This window comes from Aquimarina discodermiae (assembly GCF_040786235.1).
GTDB lineage: Bacteria > Bacteroidota > Bacteroidia > Flavobacteriales > Flavobacteriaceae > Aquimarina.
Window position 1 is genome coordinate 1 of record NZ_JBFMKP010000034.1, and the last position, 16,178, is coordinate 16,178.

Annotated in this window: 14 protein-coding genes; all 14 read right to left on the reverse strand. The window is 32.0% G+C overall.

The features are described 5' to 3' along the window. Positions 1–140: 140 nt before the first annotated feature. Positions 141–875 (reverse strand): DUF6985 domain-containing protein, encoded by a 735-nt coding sequence (locus ABW636_RS19000; protein WP_367591660.1) that lies wholly within the window; start codon positions 873–875, stop codon positions 141–143. A 275-nt stretch (positions 876–1,150) separates the two neighbouring features. Further along, positions 1,151–2,347, reverse strand: a complete 1,197-nt coding sequence (locus ABW636_RS19005; protein ID WP_367591661.1) for a hypothetical protein — start codon at positions 2,345–2,347, stop codon at positions 1,151–1,153. A 169-nt stretch (positions 2,348–2,516) separates the two neighbouring features. After that, a complete protein-coding gene (locus tag ABW636_RS19010) occupies positions 2,517–3,296 on the reverse strand; it encodes a response regulator transcription factor (protein WP_367591662.1) in 780 nt (259 codons plus the stop codon). A gap of 56 nt (positions 3,297–3,352) precedes the next feature. Then, positions 3,353–3,481: a hypothetical protein gene (locus ABW636_RS19015; protein WP_262711247.1), complete on the reverse strand. Its 129-nt coding sequence runs from the start codon at positions 3,479–3,481 to the stop codon at positions 3,353–3,355. Positions 3,482–3,887: 406 nt separating this feature from the next. Further along, positions 3,888–4,079 carry a hypothetical protein gene (locus ABW636_RS19020; protein ID WP_367591663.1) on the reverse strand — a complete coding sequence of 64 codons (192 nt, stop codon included), beginning with the start codon at positions 4,077–4,079 and terminating at the stop codon, positions 3,888–3,890. Between the two features lie 111 nt (positions 4,080–4,190). After that, positions 4,191–5,126: a thiopeptide-type bacteriocin biosynthesis protein gene (locus tag ABW636_RS19025; RefSeq protein ID WP_367591664.1), complete on the reverse strand. Its 936-nt coding sequence runs from the start codon at positions 5,124–5,126 to the stop codon at positions 4,191–4,193. 3 nt (positions 5,127–5,129) lie between these two features. Beyond that, a complete protein-coding gene (locus ABW636_RS19030; protein ID WP_367591665.1) occupies positions 5,130–7,625 on the reverse strand; it encodes a lantibiotic dehydratase in 2,496 nt (831 codons plus the stop codon). A gap of 134 nt (positions 7,626–7,759) precedes the next feature. Beyond that, on the reverse strand, positions 7,760–7,987 hold the full coding sequence (locus tag ABW636_RS19035) for a hypothetical protein (protein ID WP_367591666.1): 228 nt from the start codon (positions 7,985–7,987) through the stop codon (positions 7,760–7,762). Positions 7,988–7,992: 5 nt separating this feature from the next. Continuing rightward, positions 7,993–8,949, reverse strand: a complete 957-nt coding sequence (locus ABW636_RS19040) for a S41 family peptidase (protein ID WP_367591667.1) — start codon at positions 8,947–8,949, stop codon at positions 7,993–7,995. Positions 8,950–8,966: 17 nt separating this feature from the next. Further along, positions 8,967–10,373 (reverse strand): CPBP family intramembrane glutamic endopeptidase, encoded by a 1,407-nt coding sequence (locus ABW636_RS19045; protein ID WP_367591668.1) that lies wholly within the window; start codon positions 10,371–10,373, stop codon positions 8,967–8,969. 360 nt (positions 10,374–10,733) lie between these two features. Further along, a complete protein-coding gene (locus ABW636_RS19050; RefSeq protein WP_367591669.1) occupies positions 10,734–10,991 on the reverse strand; it encodes a hypothetical protein in 258 nt (85 codons plus the stop codon). Between the two features lie 252 nt (positions 10,992–11,243). Continuing rightward, the gene (locus tag ABW636_RS19055; RefSeq protein ID WP_367591670.1) at positions 11,244–12,530 is read right to left on the reverse strand and encodes an HlyD family secretion protein; all 1,287 of its coding nucleotides are present in this window, start codon (positions 12,528–12,530) and stop codon (positions 11,244–11,246) included. Between the two features lie 5 nt (positions 12,531–12,535). Beyond that, entirely contained in the window at positions 12,536–14,716 is a 2,181-nt protein-coding gene (locus ABW636_RS19060) for a peptidase domain-containing ABC transporter (RefSeq protein WP_367591671.1), read from the reverse strand. 329 nt (positions 14,717–15,045) lie between these two features. After that, positions 15,046–15,630 (reverse strand): 2OG-Fe(II) oxygenase family protein, encoded by a 585-nt coding sequence (locus ABW636_RS19065; protein WP_367591672.1) that lies wholly within the window; start codon positions 15,628–15,630, stop codon positions 15,046–15,048. Positions 15,631–16,178: the final 548 nt, after the last annotated feature.

The following is a 16,178-nucleotide window of genomic DNA, read 5'->3' on the forward strand; positions in this document are numbered from 1 at the left end:
TATTAACTCTTCTAAATCAAGAACAAACCTTCAAGAAAAGTAAAAACAAAAAACGACTCAAAGCATTGTTGAATACTAAATACAGAGAAAAAATCTTAGGGTTTTAAATGAAATTGCCCTGATAGTATTGTATGTCCATATTAATAAGTAAATATTTCTCTTAAAGTAAATTGAGTCAAATTTTTCGGGACATGAAAATTTCTGCAAATCTCCATTCCGTTCCACGTTACAAAAGCTCTATAAGTTCCTTTTTTTAAGTCAAAGTTTATCAATTCGTCATATTGATAATATTTCTGAAATATCGTATCTCCATTTAATTCATATAAGTTAACTTTAATCGGTTCTCCATTATTATTTTTTAAGCCATTTTGATAGAAGTCAATTACATCATAATTCTTCTCTCCATCCCCGAAGAAATCTATAGGTGTTAAATTGTCCAATAATATATTTAAGCCATGTTCAGGGTCATATCCAAAATCAAATTCTATAAGAAAATAATTGGACTGATAATTGTTGATTTCAGGAATTTCTATCCCCCGAATACCAAGAACACGTGACAACTCAGATTCGTTAGTTGCGACTTCTTCATCTTCAATGTCCGTTGCAACTTTATAAACAGGTAAAATTACTTTTTGGTAGTAGTCAAAAATTGAACTAATTATTTTAGGCTGATTTTCATTGATGAAGTCGAGAGTTTTAACTTGTTTAGATTCAGGAATAATATTATTTTTATTGGATTCCATTCGAATTTGAATCTCATCAATTTTAGACCAAGAGGAATAATCCAGTTTTAGAAAATGTGAAAATTCTAGTGAATTTACTGGCTTAAAACACCAATAATTTTCCCATACCTCATATTTAATATATTCATTCATTTTTATTAATTATACCTCTTTATGTTGCTAATGTTTAACATATGTGTCTTAGCAGAGCAAAATGTTACTTTACTTTTTGATTTTTCCGCACAGTGATTGATAACTTTCCTTTTCTGAAAGTATTGCGCCTTAACAAAATACCGCAATCATTTGATTCATCACTTTGCTGTTATGATCACTCAGATATTGTTGCAAATGGTTTTATTGAACTTTTGTTCTAACATTTAGTATATGATGCATTGTTATTTTAAATTAGGCTATGTAATCAAAATACTTTAATGAATCTTATACATCCTAATGGCGTCAGAAACGTATTTTTGAGGTCTAAAATTATCATCAAAAGCGTTATCTAACCTAGTCAATTTGGATTCCAAACCCGATATTTTGTTCCCAATGTTATCATCAGTTTTATACTTAGTTATTAAACCCTTGTATCGTTGAATATTACTATCTATGCTTGTGGTTGTTTGACCAAATCTAATTTTTAATGATTGGACAGTATTCATTTCCAAAAATATTTCGTCCTTCCAAATGTCTGCTTTTGTTTTTCGCCTCTTAGCAACTTTTTCTCCAGCAACATTTTTTATTTGATTTAGATAGTTTAATGATTGGATAGCATTGGTTTCGTTAATATAATAAGAAGTAAAATCTGATTTACTGATACCTAGAAAATTTAGAGTTTTATTTAAAGTCGTATCTTGAAGCTCTTTTAATTCTGTTAATTGTTTCTCAATCTCGTCCCATTCATTTTCTATTAAGTTTTTATCTGTTGAAAATTGACTTAATGTCATAATTAGCCTGAACATTTTTTCACTTTCTTCTCTTATTTTTTTCTTTTTCTTTCCACCTAAACTTTGTATGAACATACTAACGCTCGAAAAAAGGATATCAGATACAGTTCCTGTTATCCCAAATTCTTTAGAAAAATCACCTGCTTTGTCTAAAATATTTGTTGCAATATTCAAAAATGCATCTTGCTTCTTTGTATCATTTAAGTAAACTTTGAATTTCGAATACCACACGGAGAACCCACTATACTTAGTTGGATTTGCAGTTGAATTAAGCTCTGCATAAAAATCTTGACTGGCCGCAAATAATTCAAGTGGTTTAATTTCTTTTTCCATTGAAACTAGGTTTATCACTGCGGTTTGAAAATTGAACTTATAAATTTCTAGTTCTTTCTTTTTTTCAGCTTCTTCTTTTAGCTCGAGAAATTCTACCCTTTTTCTTAACTTTTTAATAGTTTGTTTTTGACTATTTTGCGGTACTTGTAGTAATGAATCAATTTCTACAATACTTCTGTTTAAATCAGATATTTGCTTCTCTAACTCTGAAGTCTTTTTCTCATTTTCAGTGGTTATTTCGTATAAAACTTTGTCTCGTATTGATTTTTCATCAGTTTGAGCAAAGGAATTTTGTAATAAAAAAAAACTAAGTGACAATACGAGAAGTGATTGGTAATGTGTGTTCATATCAATTTATTTTTAAGTTTATAATCGTAGCTAAGCTTATTGTTTAAACCATTGTTTTATTGTCCTTGGAATACTCTTTATGATTTTAAAATTTGGGGCTTATGATTATTTCAAAAATAGAAGCTAAAGAAGTTGTAAAAAATACCCACTAGTAAGTATTTTGAACAAGTCAATCTTGAAACACCTGTGCATATTCCAGAATATCTTTGAAAGAAGTAATCTGAAGCTTACGTTTAATATTTCTCCAATGTGTACGAACAGTGTATAAAGAAATATGTAATTTAAGTGATATTTCTTTGTGCTTTACTCCAGACGCATATAAAAATAAAATTTGTCGCTCTCTACAAGTAAGAGAAGAAAAAAACTTCTTTTTTTTGGTACTAAATGATTTTTCTCCTAATAACCCTTTAAAAGATCTAATTGTATTAGTTATGGTACCAGTTGGACTTTTAATATTAATAATGCAATTACCTCTTTCATCTACTTTGTCTAATTGAACCTTTGTATCATTTGATATTGACGGAATTATTGTGGATTGTTCAATATTTTCTTTATTTAACCATGTCCGAGCTTCCTTTTCAGTTGCAAAATGTTTAGGAATAATTACAGATTTAGTTTTATCGAATGTCTCTATAATATTAAGATGGACTAAAAGGTCAATACAAACTACAAAAGCTAATTTTTGATTACCATATTGTTTACATGGAATATTAACTCTATTTTCAATCCAGACTTTTGTATCATCATCAATGTGTAAACCAAAATTTTGGTGAAGCCATAGGGATTTAGTTGGTTGGTATTTTTTATAATATGCAACATAAGTCAATAATTCGCTTTTGAAAGAATCTATGGTCTTAGGAGTTGTGTTCCAAGATTGTACAAACAAATCATTGATTCTTTCAAACGCCACTCTTAAAAATATCCCATCATAAATTATTTGTGATTTCATAATCTTAATACATGGAGTTTAATACAAAGCATCCTTTGGTTTAACATTTTTGTAAACTATTTTTTGGTTGATTTAGAAGGTTTCAAGCTTGGTGTGTTTCCTGGAGTATTTTTATTATCTCTCTGCCTTCTATCTGGTTTTCCTGTTGATTTAGCTTTCCTTTTAGGTCCTGGTTTTAGTGCCATATTTATAATTTTTTAAATTAATATTTTTTTCATTATAAGATTGATTGGCTTTTTCAATAAACAAAAAGCCCCATACCCGAAGAAATCTTCAGGTATGGGGTAATTATTTGATTTTACGTTACTTCTAAATTAATAAAAAAAACTAAAAGGCTGTTTTTTCCCTCAATTTATTACGTGTTTTTAATACATATTTAACAAATAAAGCTTTGTAGATAAGACACTTATGCATGTGTATCCAAATAGCATATCAGTTTGTATAAGTGTTAATTGGTAAAATTATAAATGAACCACTTTATTGAACTGGGCAGCTTTTATTCCTCAATTTCTAACCAAAAGTTCAATAAAACCACCAGTTATTTAAACCGTTTTATTAGTAATGTTGTATTTAACGTCAGTAATTCCAGACCTATTCTTTGTAGTAGGCATATTTTAAACCTGTGTAATCCATACTTTCTATATCCACCATATTATCTTGACAAATGAATGTATCATTATCTATAGACCTAAAATAATCAATATAAAACTCTTTACTTCTTTGATTAGCTAATGGTTGCAAATCTTCATGAAATACTCTGTAGAATATATTCATATGTTCCATAGGTAGCTTGTTTTAGTTTATTTTTTCCTTTAGGTATTTATTTGGTCATAGGAGTTACGTTTTTGAGTGATTAGGTTATAAGTTTAATCTTTTTGTTCTACCTGCTACATTTTAAATGACAATTTTATTTTGAGAATGAGCTTGCAACCCCTTCATAATTAAAAAAGCTATAAAAGATTCATCTCTTAAATAGATTCCTAAGCGATTATTGGTCATATGGATTAAACTATCATATAGATTCCAAAGAACTTTATTCTTTTTCGATATGTTCTGAATATTGTCAAAATTCATCCATAGAGGTATCTCTATCGCCTCAGATTCATAAGATTCTATTAGACCTTTGGCAGTATGTTTAGAAAAATTGCTCCAGCCAACTAATTCTTCATGATTCTCTGCCCATAATACTTGACACAAACTATCAATTTTATCTTTTTGGTTCTGGTAAGATGTATTGAAAAATTGAAGTACTTTTTTTACCTCTTTGGGATCAATCGCATCATTTATTTTTTTTACCGAATGCGATAACCAGTTATTACAAACAGTTTCGAAAAAAGCTACCGTTTCGTTAATATTACCATGGGTTAATTCTTTAATAGCAATAATATGTAACTGTATAGCAGTTGCCATGGCAGTGCTATATCCCCAATTTTCTTGATGTTGTTTTAAGGTAGAAAGAACAATATCACTCGATTTTTTAAAATGCTTTTCTGCTAGTGTGATTGTTTTGACCCCACCATATCTTGATGTTTCAGGGAAATATTGATTAAATTCTAATCTATAGTTACTATTTTGGATTGCTATAAAATACGCTTCCGTTTTTTTACGTATATATTGTTCTATCGTTTTTGTAGGGGTTGAGTCAGAAACTTTTACCCTAAAACGAATATGAGAGCCTCCTTCCCAATACCTTATAAAAAAATAAGAAATGATCCATTTCTTTCTGGTTAACTCTTTTTGCATGGGATCTATTAACTCAACAAGTAGGGTGTCAAGATTTGTATCCAAAAAGATATAGCTTGAGACCCAGTTATTTTGCTGCTGCTCCATAATTTATTGGTTAACGTTTAGTATATATTCTTGTACCTTCCCTCCCATATCTTTTACAGAAGGAGTATTGGGGGACATTTCTGTAATTTCAATAATATCACTTCCTTTTTCAATCATATTGATAAAAAGTAATAACAGTGATGGAGTTTTAAAATTGATATATTGTGGCTTATAATTATCATCCTGAGAGTTATCAGGGTTTTTACCTTTGATTTTTATAAATACTTCCTGAGGAATACCATGCTCAGTACACCAATAATTTAGTTCCTGATAGATAAGATGTCGTTCATTCCTATTTTCAGAAAACATATTGGTAAATACCTCTTTTTTGACCAACCATTTTTTTCGTTGTACGATCACATGATCACCAAATACAAGTCTAGGGACTACTACGATATCCTGATTGTCTAGCATATCAGTATATAATTTCATAATAAGGTATAGTAAAGTACTATATCCTGTGATATCTGTGGTATCAAAAACATCAAGAAATTGCATAAACTTTGACCTACGGCTCATCCCCTCCATAGAGGTGTTTAATAATTTAACAGGTTGCTCATTTTTATCTACTACTATTAGATCATTTTCCTGCACTTTTACAGTTAAATCAGCAATCGATAATAGCTGATAGTTTTGCGCTAACGAAGTATCTTCTGTAATACTTATTACCTGATTTGCCAAAGGAGGGTAGTTATTTGTATTATGTATAGAAGCATCCTTAATTTCAGCCACTTGATGATTTGGGTATTGATGCTGGATATATATTTTACTGTTTTCTGAAACCTTTACATCTGCCAGGTTAAGAAATCTGGATATGGCAGCACCATTTCCTCTGGATAAGTCATTAATTACAATTTGGTCACTATCCTTGTTAAGGATCTGAAAGTAGGCGCCAAATGCCATTTCTTTTTCTTCTATAGGGGTTGAAAAATAAGATGCTAAATCTATACTATTATGTGCACCAAAAAGTACAATGTCCTTTTTTAGTTTAGAAAAAGCGGTATTAAATGTATTGGTTTGATCTTTGTGAAAGGTAAATTTTTCTTGTTGTGGTAAATATACCTCTTCATAAAAAGAGAGTAATGGCATAGTCTTTTTATGTTGTTCTTGTAGTATAGCAATCAGAAAAGATCGAAAGGACTCTTTTTGCGGAATACAATTAAGCGCTTTATATACTTGTGTTATGTTTTTGGCAATTATAGCTTGTTTTTTTACAGGAATGGTTTCTGAAAGCTGCTGATAGGTGTCTTCATAAAAAAGATCTTGAGGTTTCATTTTTTCGAATAACTCACAAGAAAATTGATGATCAATAAATAAGGAATGTATTTTATGATAGCATTGTTCTATGGCATCTTTTTTCTGATCGATCACAAAAGTTTCTTCAATACAAGTGATTGTTTTTAGAATAGTATCGAGTAGGAGCAATATATCTGTATATAACTGGTCTTGTGTATTCTTTATTTGTTGTTCTAAATAGTTCGATAGTTTTGGTATCCATACGCTATCAGTATGGTGTATAGGAAATTGTACTACCAAAAATCCTTCAACAATCAATTTTTCGACAAAAGGGATGACTTGTTGCTCAGTAGATTCGGTGGCTTCTATAAGAAGATTAACAACATCCCGATACGTCTTTGATTGGTCAGACAAAGAGTTTTGCAAATATTCTAATACAGGTAGTTTTCCTAGTGTTTTAAAGGATTCGTTATTATCCTGATTGGTAAAGTATCGATAGGTTGTTGTACTATTCTCAATAAGGTTCTCATTACATTTTACCTCTAATTGATGACGAAAAGAAGGGTATTGTAGCAATTCTTTTTTTAGGTAATAGAAAAACAGATTATTGACTTGTAGTTTAGAGCATACAATTCCTTCTACGTCTTTACTTACTGCTTTTCCATTAGACCAAAAGATGGTATTAAAAGAACTAAAAGGAGTTGTTTTGGTAGTACTGCGCGTAAGGTATCTTACTATGGATAAGACCAACCTTTTATTTTTTTTATTGAGGGTGGTAAAGTCAAGGTTGCTTTTTTCGAGTTGTTGTGCTACCAGGTGAGAAGAAAACAATAACCCATTTCTAAAAAAGAATTGATCTGTTCCGTCTTTCAATTCTTTTATTGTGGCGTAGAATGCCGTATCAAAAATTACTTTAAACTTTTGTGAAGCGACTTTGTAATTCTTTTGTTTAGAGATAAGTGCCTGTAATGATTCTAAGAGTTCGTTGTCTGTGACCAACTTAGAATAGTTTGTAATATCCCTATCATTATAAAGGTCTCTTTTTAGAGCAATTAGCTCTTTTTTTACCGTAACATCCTCACAACAGGCAATTTTCTCAAACAATAAAGAGATTAGGTTTTCTTTATCAAGATCAATTTCTTTTTTATTGTTTATCAGTCGATTACTGTGTTGTTCACATTCTTTGTCTTCTAACAATTGAAGCAAAGAAATCTCTGCCCCACCACTTCTACCGAAGAGGTAAGGAAATATTGTTGTTTCCATATATGTTGATTATGTTATTTTAGAATAGCTCTTTACAAGACTTTAGAGTTTCTTCCATTTTTGTGTTTATTTGATTAATCGCTTTGTATTATATTTTTACAATTTTACCTCTTAATAGAATACCATCTTTTTTATTAGTAATGACTTTTACCGGTCTTACATTCCGCAGACAATTTATATCCATGCTCACAAATTCCTTCTACATTACTACTGCCATTTGATGCTTTAAGAGTTCCTGCATAATATCCCGCAACAATTCCTATAAGTGCTATCATACAATATACTACCCAACGGTTAAGACCTCCTTTTACTTTGGTAGGTTTTTGCTCATTTATTTGTGATTGATCTATAGGTAATTTCATTTTTTTTATTTAATGAGGTGTGTGGTATGTTTTATCCATTCTATAGCTACATCTTTAGAGTCATCTTCTTCAGTATCCACATCAGGAATAACAGGGCCTTTTATTCTATTTTTATTAGGATCATACCAATATGCTGTACTAAATCCAAACATAGCGCCACTCGCAAAATTAAAAACCTCTATATCTGTGGTTAATCCATTAGTTTTAGTTCCAAAAACTCGAGTATTTTGTTGTCTTATTAAATGAATTGTTATTGACTCCGCCTGACTGGCTGTATTTTGGTTTACTAGTATAGCTATCGGTTTATTTTTATTAGACAAAGTATCTTTTGAGTTTATTAAAGGATTGACAAGTTTTGTGTTACCATACTGATAGGTGTTATTTTTTAGCTTATGCTGTATAAATTCTTTTTTGTTGTTCATAGAAAAACCGAGTATCGAGTCTTTATATAAGGGGGCAAGTCCTATAGAGAATCCTCCTAACTTTCCTCCAAAGTTATCACGTAGATCAATAATCCAACCCGATACCTCTTTCTGTCTATCTAGATCATAAAGCGCTTTTCTAATGCTTAGTACATATTCATCGTTAAGATTTTTATCGCCTCCAAATCCTTCAATTTTTAAATATGCGATGTTTTGATCGAATATATAATGGCATACCTCGGGGATATCAGTAGTATCTAGTTTTGAGAAAACCTGCTTATTCTTTGGGTATGCAAAAAAACTATGCCTATCCTCTAGTTGGTCTAAGGTATATGTTATAGCCCGATATTTGTCATCTATAGAATTAAAAACTCTAATAGAGTCCTTAGTTTTATTGTAAATAGATAACCAATCCACTTCTTGTATTGATTTTGTTTTTATAGTGTTAAAAACGCTATCAAAATCTGTTTCATGAGTATTCTTGTCTTTTTTGATACAGGAATAGTTCAAAGAAATAAAAAGTAATAATGCTATTTTCATAAAACTTACCTTCAAAATCAATCAAATTCTAGTTCTAGTATTTCTATCTCTTGTTTGGTTTCTATTAATCTTAAACCATAGGTGTCATCCAGGTACTTCTTTAAATTTTTTATACCGGTTTTAGGAATGGTTAGATCGTATCGAATAGCATCTTCAATATCTGTAACTATAGTTTTTTCGATATTTCCATCTTTATTTAGACTTTTTATGATACCAGTAATAGTAACATTTTGATATATAAAATGGGTATCAGTAATGTTGATGCTAGAATCATGAGAACTGTCTGTAGTGCTGTATTTTGAAAGTTTATAACCCTTATCTATAGTACTAAGTTTTAATACATCTATCTTCTGGTTCTCTTTTATTATTTTAAAATTATATGCCTTCTGTAGTTCATCTAATACATGTTTTTTAGTATTTCCTTTCCCTTTATTAGAAATAGTATAATAATATATATCTAAGGGTATTTTTGCCTTAAGTTCTGGCATCCCAAAAGAACTGAATGAATTGTCGAATTTGATATACTTTTCTTCTTTATCTAATAGTAGTGCTAAGCACTGTTTAAAACTACGGTTCTTTATAACAATAGAATCTGTAGACAAGGCTGTTTTTGTAGCATATATTTCTTTGGCAGTTGTTTTTTGCACCTGTAAGCTATATGCATCGTTTTTGATGTCCAGCGTTGTAAAAGCTTTAGATATTCCTAATGCGATTGGCACTAACAGTATTGCATTATTTAGTGCATGCAATAGGATGCCCCATATAAATCCAGATCTAAGTCTTATATACCCAATCAAAATACCTCCAATAAACTGAGGCAGAATTAATATAGGTACTACTAAAATTACAGTTAAGGATAGTTGATAATTTGTTAAATGTACCAGTGCAAAAAGAAGGGCAGTGCTATAAAAAACAAGTTTGAATTTTTGGTTCCAAATACGTGCAATACTTGCTGTTATTCTACGATTGTAAACCCCAAATACAATGAGACTGATAAGCATAAAACCCACAGCAGTGATACTATTTGTAGGAGAATTAAAATCAATAAAAAAGCACCCTATACAAATAATATATACGGGTATTAGAATATTGAATATCCATTGCCTATATTTTAATGGAAACCTAAAAACTAGTTCTTCTATAATTGGGACAATTATAATAGCCAAAAATAAAGTTACCCAAATCGGAAACTGAGTAAGCATTTTTACGATTTCATGATTTTCGAAAACTTCTTCTAATCCCATAGAAGATAACACACCAAAAAAAGGCGTGATGATATTTAAGAGGATAAAGTCAATACCGAGAACAATACCCAGTCGTTTTAAATTTACTTTAAAAGGATCTTGTTCCTTATATTGAATAGGTTTTTTAGCAAAACCTAGTATTTCTTTAGTTTCTTTTTTTACAAATTGTACAATATTCATATTCTTTAAGATCTCTCGAATAATCCGAGTTTAATTAGGTATGATTGTTTTATCAAAATAGTTCAAATGACAAAAAAATGCTTAGGACAAAAACAACAAAAACAAAATTATTATTATGGTTTTTTATTTTTTAAAAAGTAAAAAACCTCTGTAATAATAAGAGTTATTAATGAAACAATAAATATCTCCTTTTTATAAAGAAAGTCTATTTTTAAAATTACACTTATTGCTATTATTATAATTACACTATAAAAGCTATAGCTAAATACTTTTTTCATAAGAAGAGCTTTTTGCAAGACTAATATTCATTTAATATAGTGACTAGAATAAAACTTTATTCTAGTCACTAAGCTATTTAATTTAAATTTTCATTCCGCCACTATTGTGAACAAAATCAGATATACCGTCTATACCGGTATTGCCTGGTGCTTGGTCTCTAGGATCTGCATTTCTAGCTGCCTCATCTAAATATCCACTAATTGCTGCGGTAACGGCTAACCATTTTGCAGCAACTCTAAGGCAAGCTAGCGATGTGCCTCCCTTAACATCTGTCAATTCATTTTCACTTACTTGTGTAGCATAACTATCTACTTGTAGTTCATTTAATGATAATTTCATTTTTTAAAAATATTAATAAATTGTATTCCTACTCTGTTTTTAAGGGTTTTTCGGATTCCCCCCGGATCAAGCTTGATTTTATGTTTGGCTAGTAGCTGTTAGACTGTTGGCAATTAGCTGTTAGTCTTTGGCTTTTAGCGATATTTGTTTCTTTGTATGTTATCTTTATCTATTTATCTATGATTACCCTTTGGTATCACTTCGACAGGCTCAGTGTGACATCTAGGGTTTGATATGTTTTTTTACTTTATTTTATCCTTTATTGAATACATACATTATTTTTTCGAACACTCTTCCTAATAGGCTTCTGTCTTCGGTAATGATTTCTGCTATGCCGCTCATATTCTCTTTTAAGGTGATGGTTTTGTGATAACTAGACTGCATATTATCAGCAAGCCTAACCTTGGCATTATAAAATTCCTCGCCAGCTACCAGGGCAATTTCTTGTAGGCTACCAGATACCAGTCCGTATTCCCGATAGGGATAATCATTTAATTTTAGGATAACCTGTTGACCTGTTACTACTTTTCCTGCACCTCTAAAAGGTATTTTTAGATCTGCATAATAGGTCATATCGTTAGGAGTGATCACTACGATATTTCCTTGATAAAATTTGCCAACAGTTAGGTTTTGCAAATGGTTCACTTTACCATCAATAGGAGAACTAATCATATAGGCGTTTTTCCAGGAATAGATGGCTGATCGCAGTGCATGTAATGCTTTTCTGATCCCCAGTTGATATGTTAACAAATCCTCTTCTTCTGAATGATCATACTTGGCAATGGCATTTTCTAATTGGGTAATCTCGAGATCGATTCGTTGCAATGCTACATTGTTTTGTTGTAACTGTTTGCTGTTGGTATGATGGGAGCGTTGACTTTCATTATATTGCATTTTGCTCAATACCCCTTTCTTAAACAATGTGGCATCTGTTGCTAATCGAGCATCTATCAGTTGCTGCTCCTGCTGGTCAACTTGTATTAAAGTGCTATACTTTCTTCTGAGTTGTTGTTGTCGGGCAAGTTCCTTTTGCAGATAGTCAATTTGATTGCCATACATATCTAATTTTTCGATTTTATAATACGCTAATAACTCATTAGAAAAACGAATCCAACTATTTTCTATCTCAGTGCCTAATTGTAGTTCTTTTTCCGAAAAACGTTCAAAAAAAGTAAGAATGCTATCTCTTTTAAATGAAAAATCAGTGATCGATTTTTCTAGTTGTAAAATATGTGTATAGTTTCCGTTAGTATTCAATACTAATATAGGTTGTCCCTTTGCTACATGGCTCCCATTAGCAACATTGATGTGTTGTATTTGTACACTGGTTTTTAATGGTAACGTGATACTGGGGTGATTGGTAGTTAAGCGTGCCTCACTGCGAATTACATCTGGGTATTTTATAAAATATCCTAAAGTAAGTAACACCAATAGTATGATAAAAACCGATAAGATTCCCCAACGCATCCACCATGCAGGTTTCATATTGTGTATGTCCCCAAAATGTTCTTCTCGCAAGTTTATATTTTGTAGCTCCATAATTTTTAGTCCTGTAGTTCTAGTTGATTACTTACTAATCCAAAATAGGTTCCTCCTTTGGTGACCAATTCTTCATGAGTGCCTTGTTCTACAATGGTCCCTTTGTCTAGTACAATGATCTGATCGGCATTGCGTACGGTACTTAGACGATGGGCGATCACCACCGACGTTTTTCCTTGTATAAATTGATTTAGGCCACTACTAATTTCATTTTCATTTTTGGTGTCTAATGAGTTGGTGGCTTCATCAAAAAAGAGAAACTCCGGATTTTTATATAATGCCCTGGCAATCAATATGCGTTGTTTTTGCCCCCCGCTAATTCCATTGCCTCCTTGGCCGATCATCGTATATAGTTTTTGCGAGGTTTGCTCTATAAACTCTCCAAGATTGGTGAGTTCAATGACCTCTTGCAGTCGATCTGTATCAATGTCTTCTGTATCTAATACGATGTTTTGAAGGATGGTATCATTAAATATTTTTCCTTCCTGTAGTACTGCCCCACAGGTATCCCGCCAGCGATGAATGTTAATACTCTTAAAATCTGTAGTGCCTACTGCAATTTGTCCTTCATAATTAGGGTATAATCGTAATAATACTTTCATCAATGTGGTTTTGCCACTACCGCTTTGCCCTACAATAGCGGTCATTTTTCCTTCTGGTATGGTTAGATTTATATTTTTTAATACCTCTGGGCTACTGGGATGGTATGTAAAAGAAACATTTTTGAGCGTGATACTTTTATTTGTGGGTATTGACATTTCTATACCTTCATATACCGGCTCTTCATCTTCCTCATAAACCACTTCACTGACCCGTTCCAGACTAATTTTGCCGTCTTGATAAGATTGTATAAAGCTGATCATTTTACCCACAGGTCCATTCATCTGACCTATGATATATTGTGCAGAAAGCATCATTCCCAGAGTCATTTCACCATCGATAACAGCTTTGGCGGCAAAAAAGGTAATGAACACATTTTTTAGCCGGTCGATAATGGTGGTACCAATATTCTGTGTTTGAGTTAGATTGAGCATCTTGATATTAAGGTCATAAATTTCCAGGCGGCTTTTTTCCCAATCCCATTGCTTTTTCTGTTCCAGATTATTGATCTTAATTTCTGTACTGTTTTCTGCAATTTGTATGACCTCATTTTGATTATGAATATTGCTATCGAAGTATTTAAAATCCAGTTTTCTTCGTTTTTTAAGAAAGAGTAGAATCCATAACACATATAAAATGGTTCCTCCCAGAAAAAACAGGAAAAGGGAGGTGCTATAATACCCAAGTATTATTGCATAGACTATAAAGCTTAATCCTGCTATAATAATCCCCAGAAAAGAGTTAAGGATAAACTGCTGTATACGACTATGGTCACTAATCCTATTTAGGATATCACTGGTCATTTTACGCTCATAAAAGGTAACCGGTAACCGCAGGGTTTTTTGTATAAAATCGGATACCATACTAATATTAACACGATCTGCTATATAGAGCATCATTCGGTTTTGTATATATCCCGAGAATACAGAGCTGAGTGTAAGTATGATCGTTGCAACCAATAAGATGTGAATAAAATCAAAATCCCCAGTTTCAATCCCTTTGTCTACAATAGACTGAGTGATAAAAGGAAAAATTAAACTGATGACAATACCCATAACCATCCCAAAAAACACCTGTGTTAAAAAGTTTTTGTGAGGTTTTAAATAAGAAAAGTAATTCGTAAAAGCATTGGGAGTTTCGACTTCTTCTCTGACATAGAACTTGGGACTGGGCTCTATCACCAGTGCAATTCCTTTTTCGTTATTCTTTTTCCAGTTGTACTCAAACTCTTCTCTGTTATAGGTCACCAATCCCATTTGTGGATCAGAGATAAATACTTTCTTTGCAGTCATCTTATAGAGTACTACAAAGTGGGAGTGATTCCAATGAATAATACAAGGTAACGGGATTTTTTTAAGTAAATCCTCATACGTAACTTTTAGAGGGAGGTTGCGTAATCCTAGCGCTTCAGAAACACGGCAGATATCCTTTAATGAGACTCCTTCTTTGGTGATATTACATTGATCCCGTAAATATTTCATAGAAAAATTCTTTCCGTAATGTTTACAGATGATCTTTATAGAAGCCGGACCACAGTCCATAGCATCTAATTGTTTAAAAAAAGGAAATCTCTTGATTGTTGGCATTTTTTGTTTTTTGATATAGTATTTAGATGTTAGTAGTGAGTATAAAGTGGTAAGATGTTTTTTGTTTTTAGCAAGTAGCCTCTGGCTTCCAGCATTTAGTTTCCGGTATCCTATATTCAATCGTACTGCTCATTACTCAAACATCCATCCTTTTCCGACGCTCCGGCTCGCCCATTGCATACACTATGTCGTCTTCAAAAAGAAGGGAGCAGAGTTAATCACTATTCTTTTTCTAATTTCGTCCAGTTTCTCCTCTCCTGTTTCTTGATTTCTGCATTACATAAAAAGTCTCTCTATTCCATACTTAATACTAACTACCTAATAACATTTTACTTAAAAGGAGCTCCTGTAACCCATAATACCAATGATCTACGCTCACCAGCTGTTACGGGAGTTACGCGATGCATACAATAGGTAGGGAATAGAGTGATCGATCCTTTTTTCTTTGGAAATTCTAACACATCTTTATTTACAAACATTTCGAATAATCCGCCTTCATACTCTTCTGGATCAGAAAGTTGTATGACAATACTGATTTTTCGTCCGGCAGTCACTCCTCCACCCACATCCATGTGCCAATCATAATGTCCCCCATCACTATAGTATACCCCGTATTGTAGGTTCCCTAACTCTTCATCAACCTCAAATTGCCATAAGGAGTCATTTACCTTCATACAGAGTTCGGTTAATTTTTTGTACAACCAACCAATCCCTTTTATTTGGGGGGTAAGCCATTTTATCTCACTTTTTCTATAATCATCCTGATCATTGCCTCCTGCATTAAGTGTTGCTTTTTTAAACGGAATGGTGTCTGCCAGAGCATGTATCTTATCTATTTCCTCTACGGAAAAGGCATTGGGATCATAGTGCCATTTATTAAGGTTTACTTTAGGTGTTTTTATTGTTGAACTCATAAATAGTATGATTTGTATTTTTTGCTTTAGTGAATGTTATAACTCGATGAAGTGTTACTTCTTTTTTTGAAAAAAAATGAAACTATTTTTTAATGTATTGAACTACAGTTTTTTTTGCAGATATTTTTTTATTTTTTGCTCGAAGTTTTTTGTTTATAAATTTTTATTAATACACTTGATGTCGAACCCTGAGGTTCTCGAAGAGTTGGGCTTCCGGAGCCTCAGCCCACAATATGTTTTATTTGTTACTTTATACATCATACATAGTACTTCACTCTACCATCAACTAATTATCATTCATAATTCATAATTACCCCCTCTTACCATGGGGTCTACCCCTTACCGAACTACTTTGAAGGATTAAATAAGTATTTCGAGCAATCATTTTAATACGTGTCACCCCTAAGAGAAGTACTTCGAAGCATCGATCTAATACTTATAAGCGTTGCTTTAGAGCTTACAAGCCCTAAAAAATTGGTTAGAAGCATTATCTTATGGGGTAATAACTAGTATTTTGATCCTTCGAAGTACTAAAGTAGCTCTTCGAA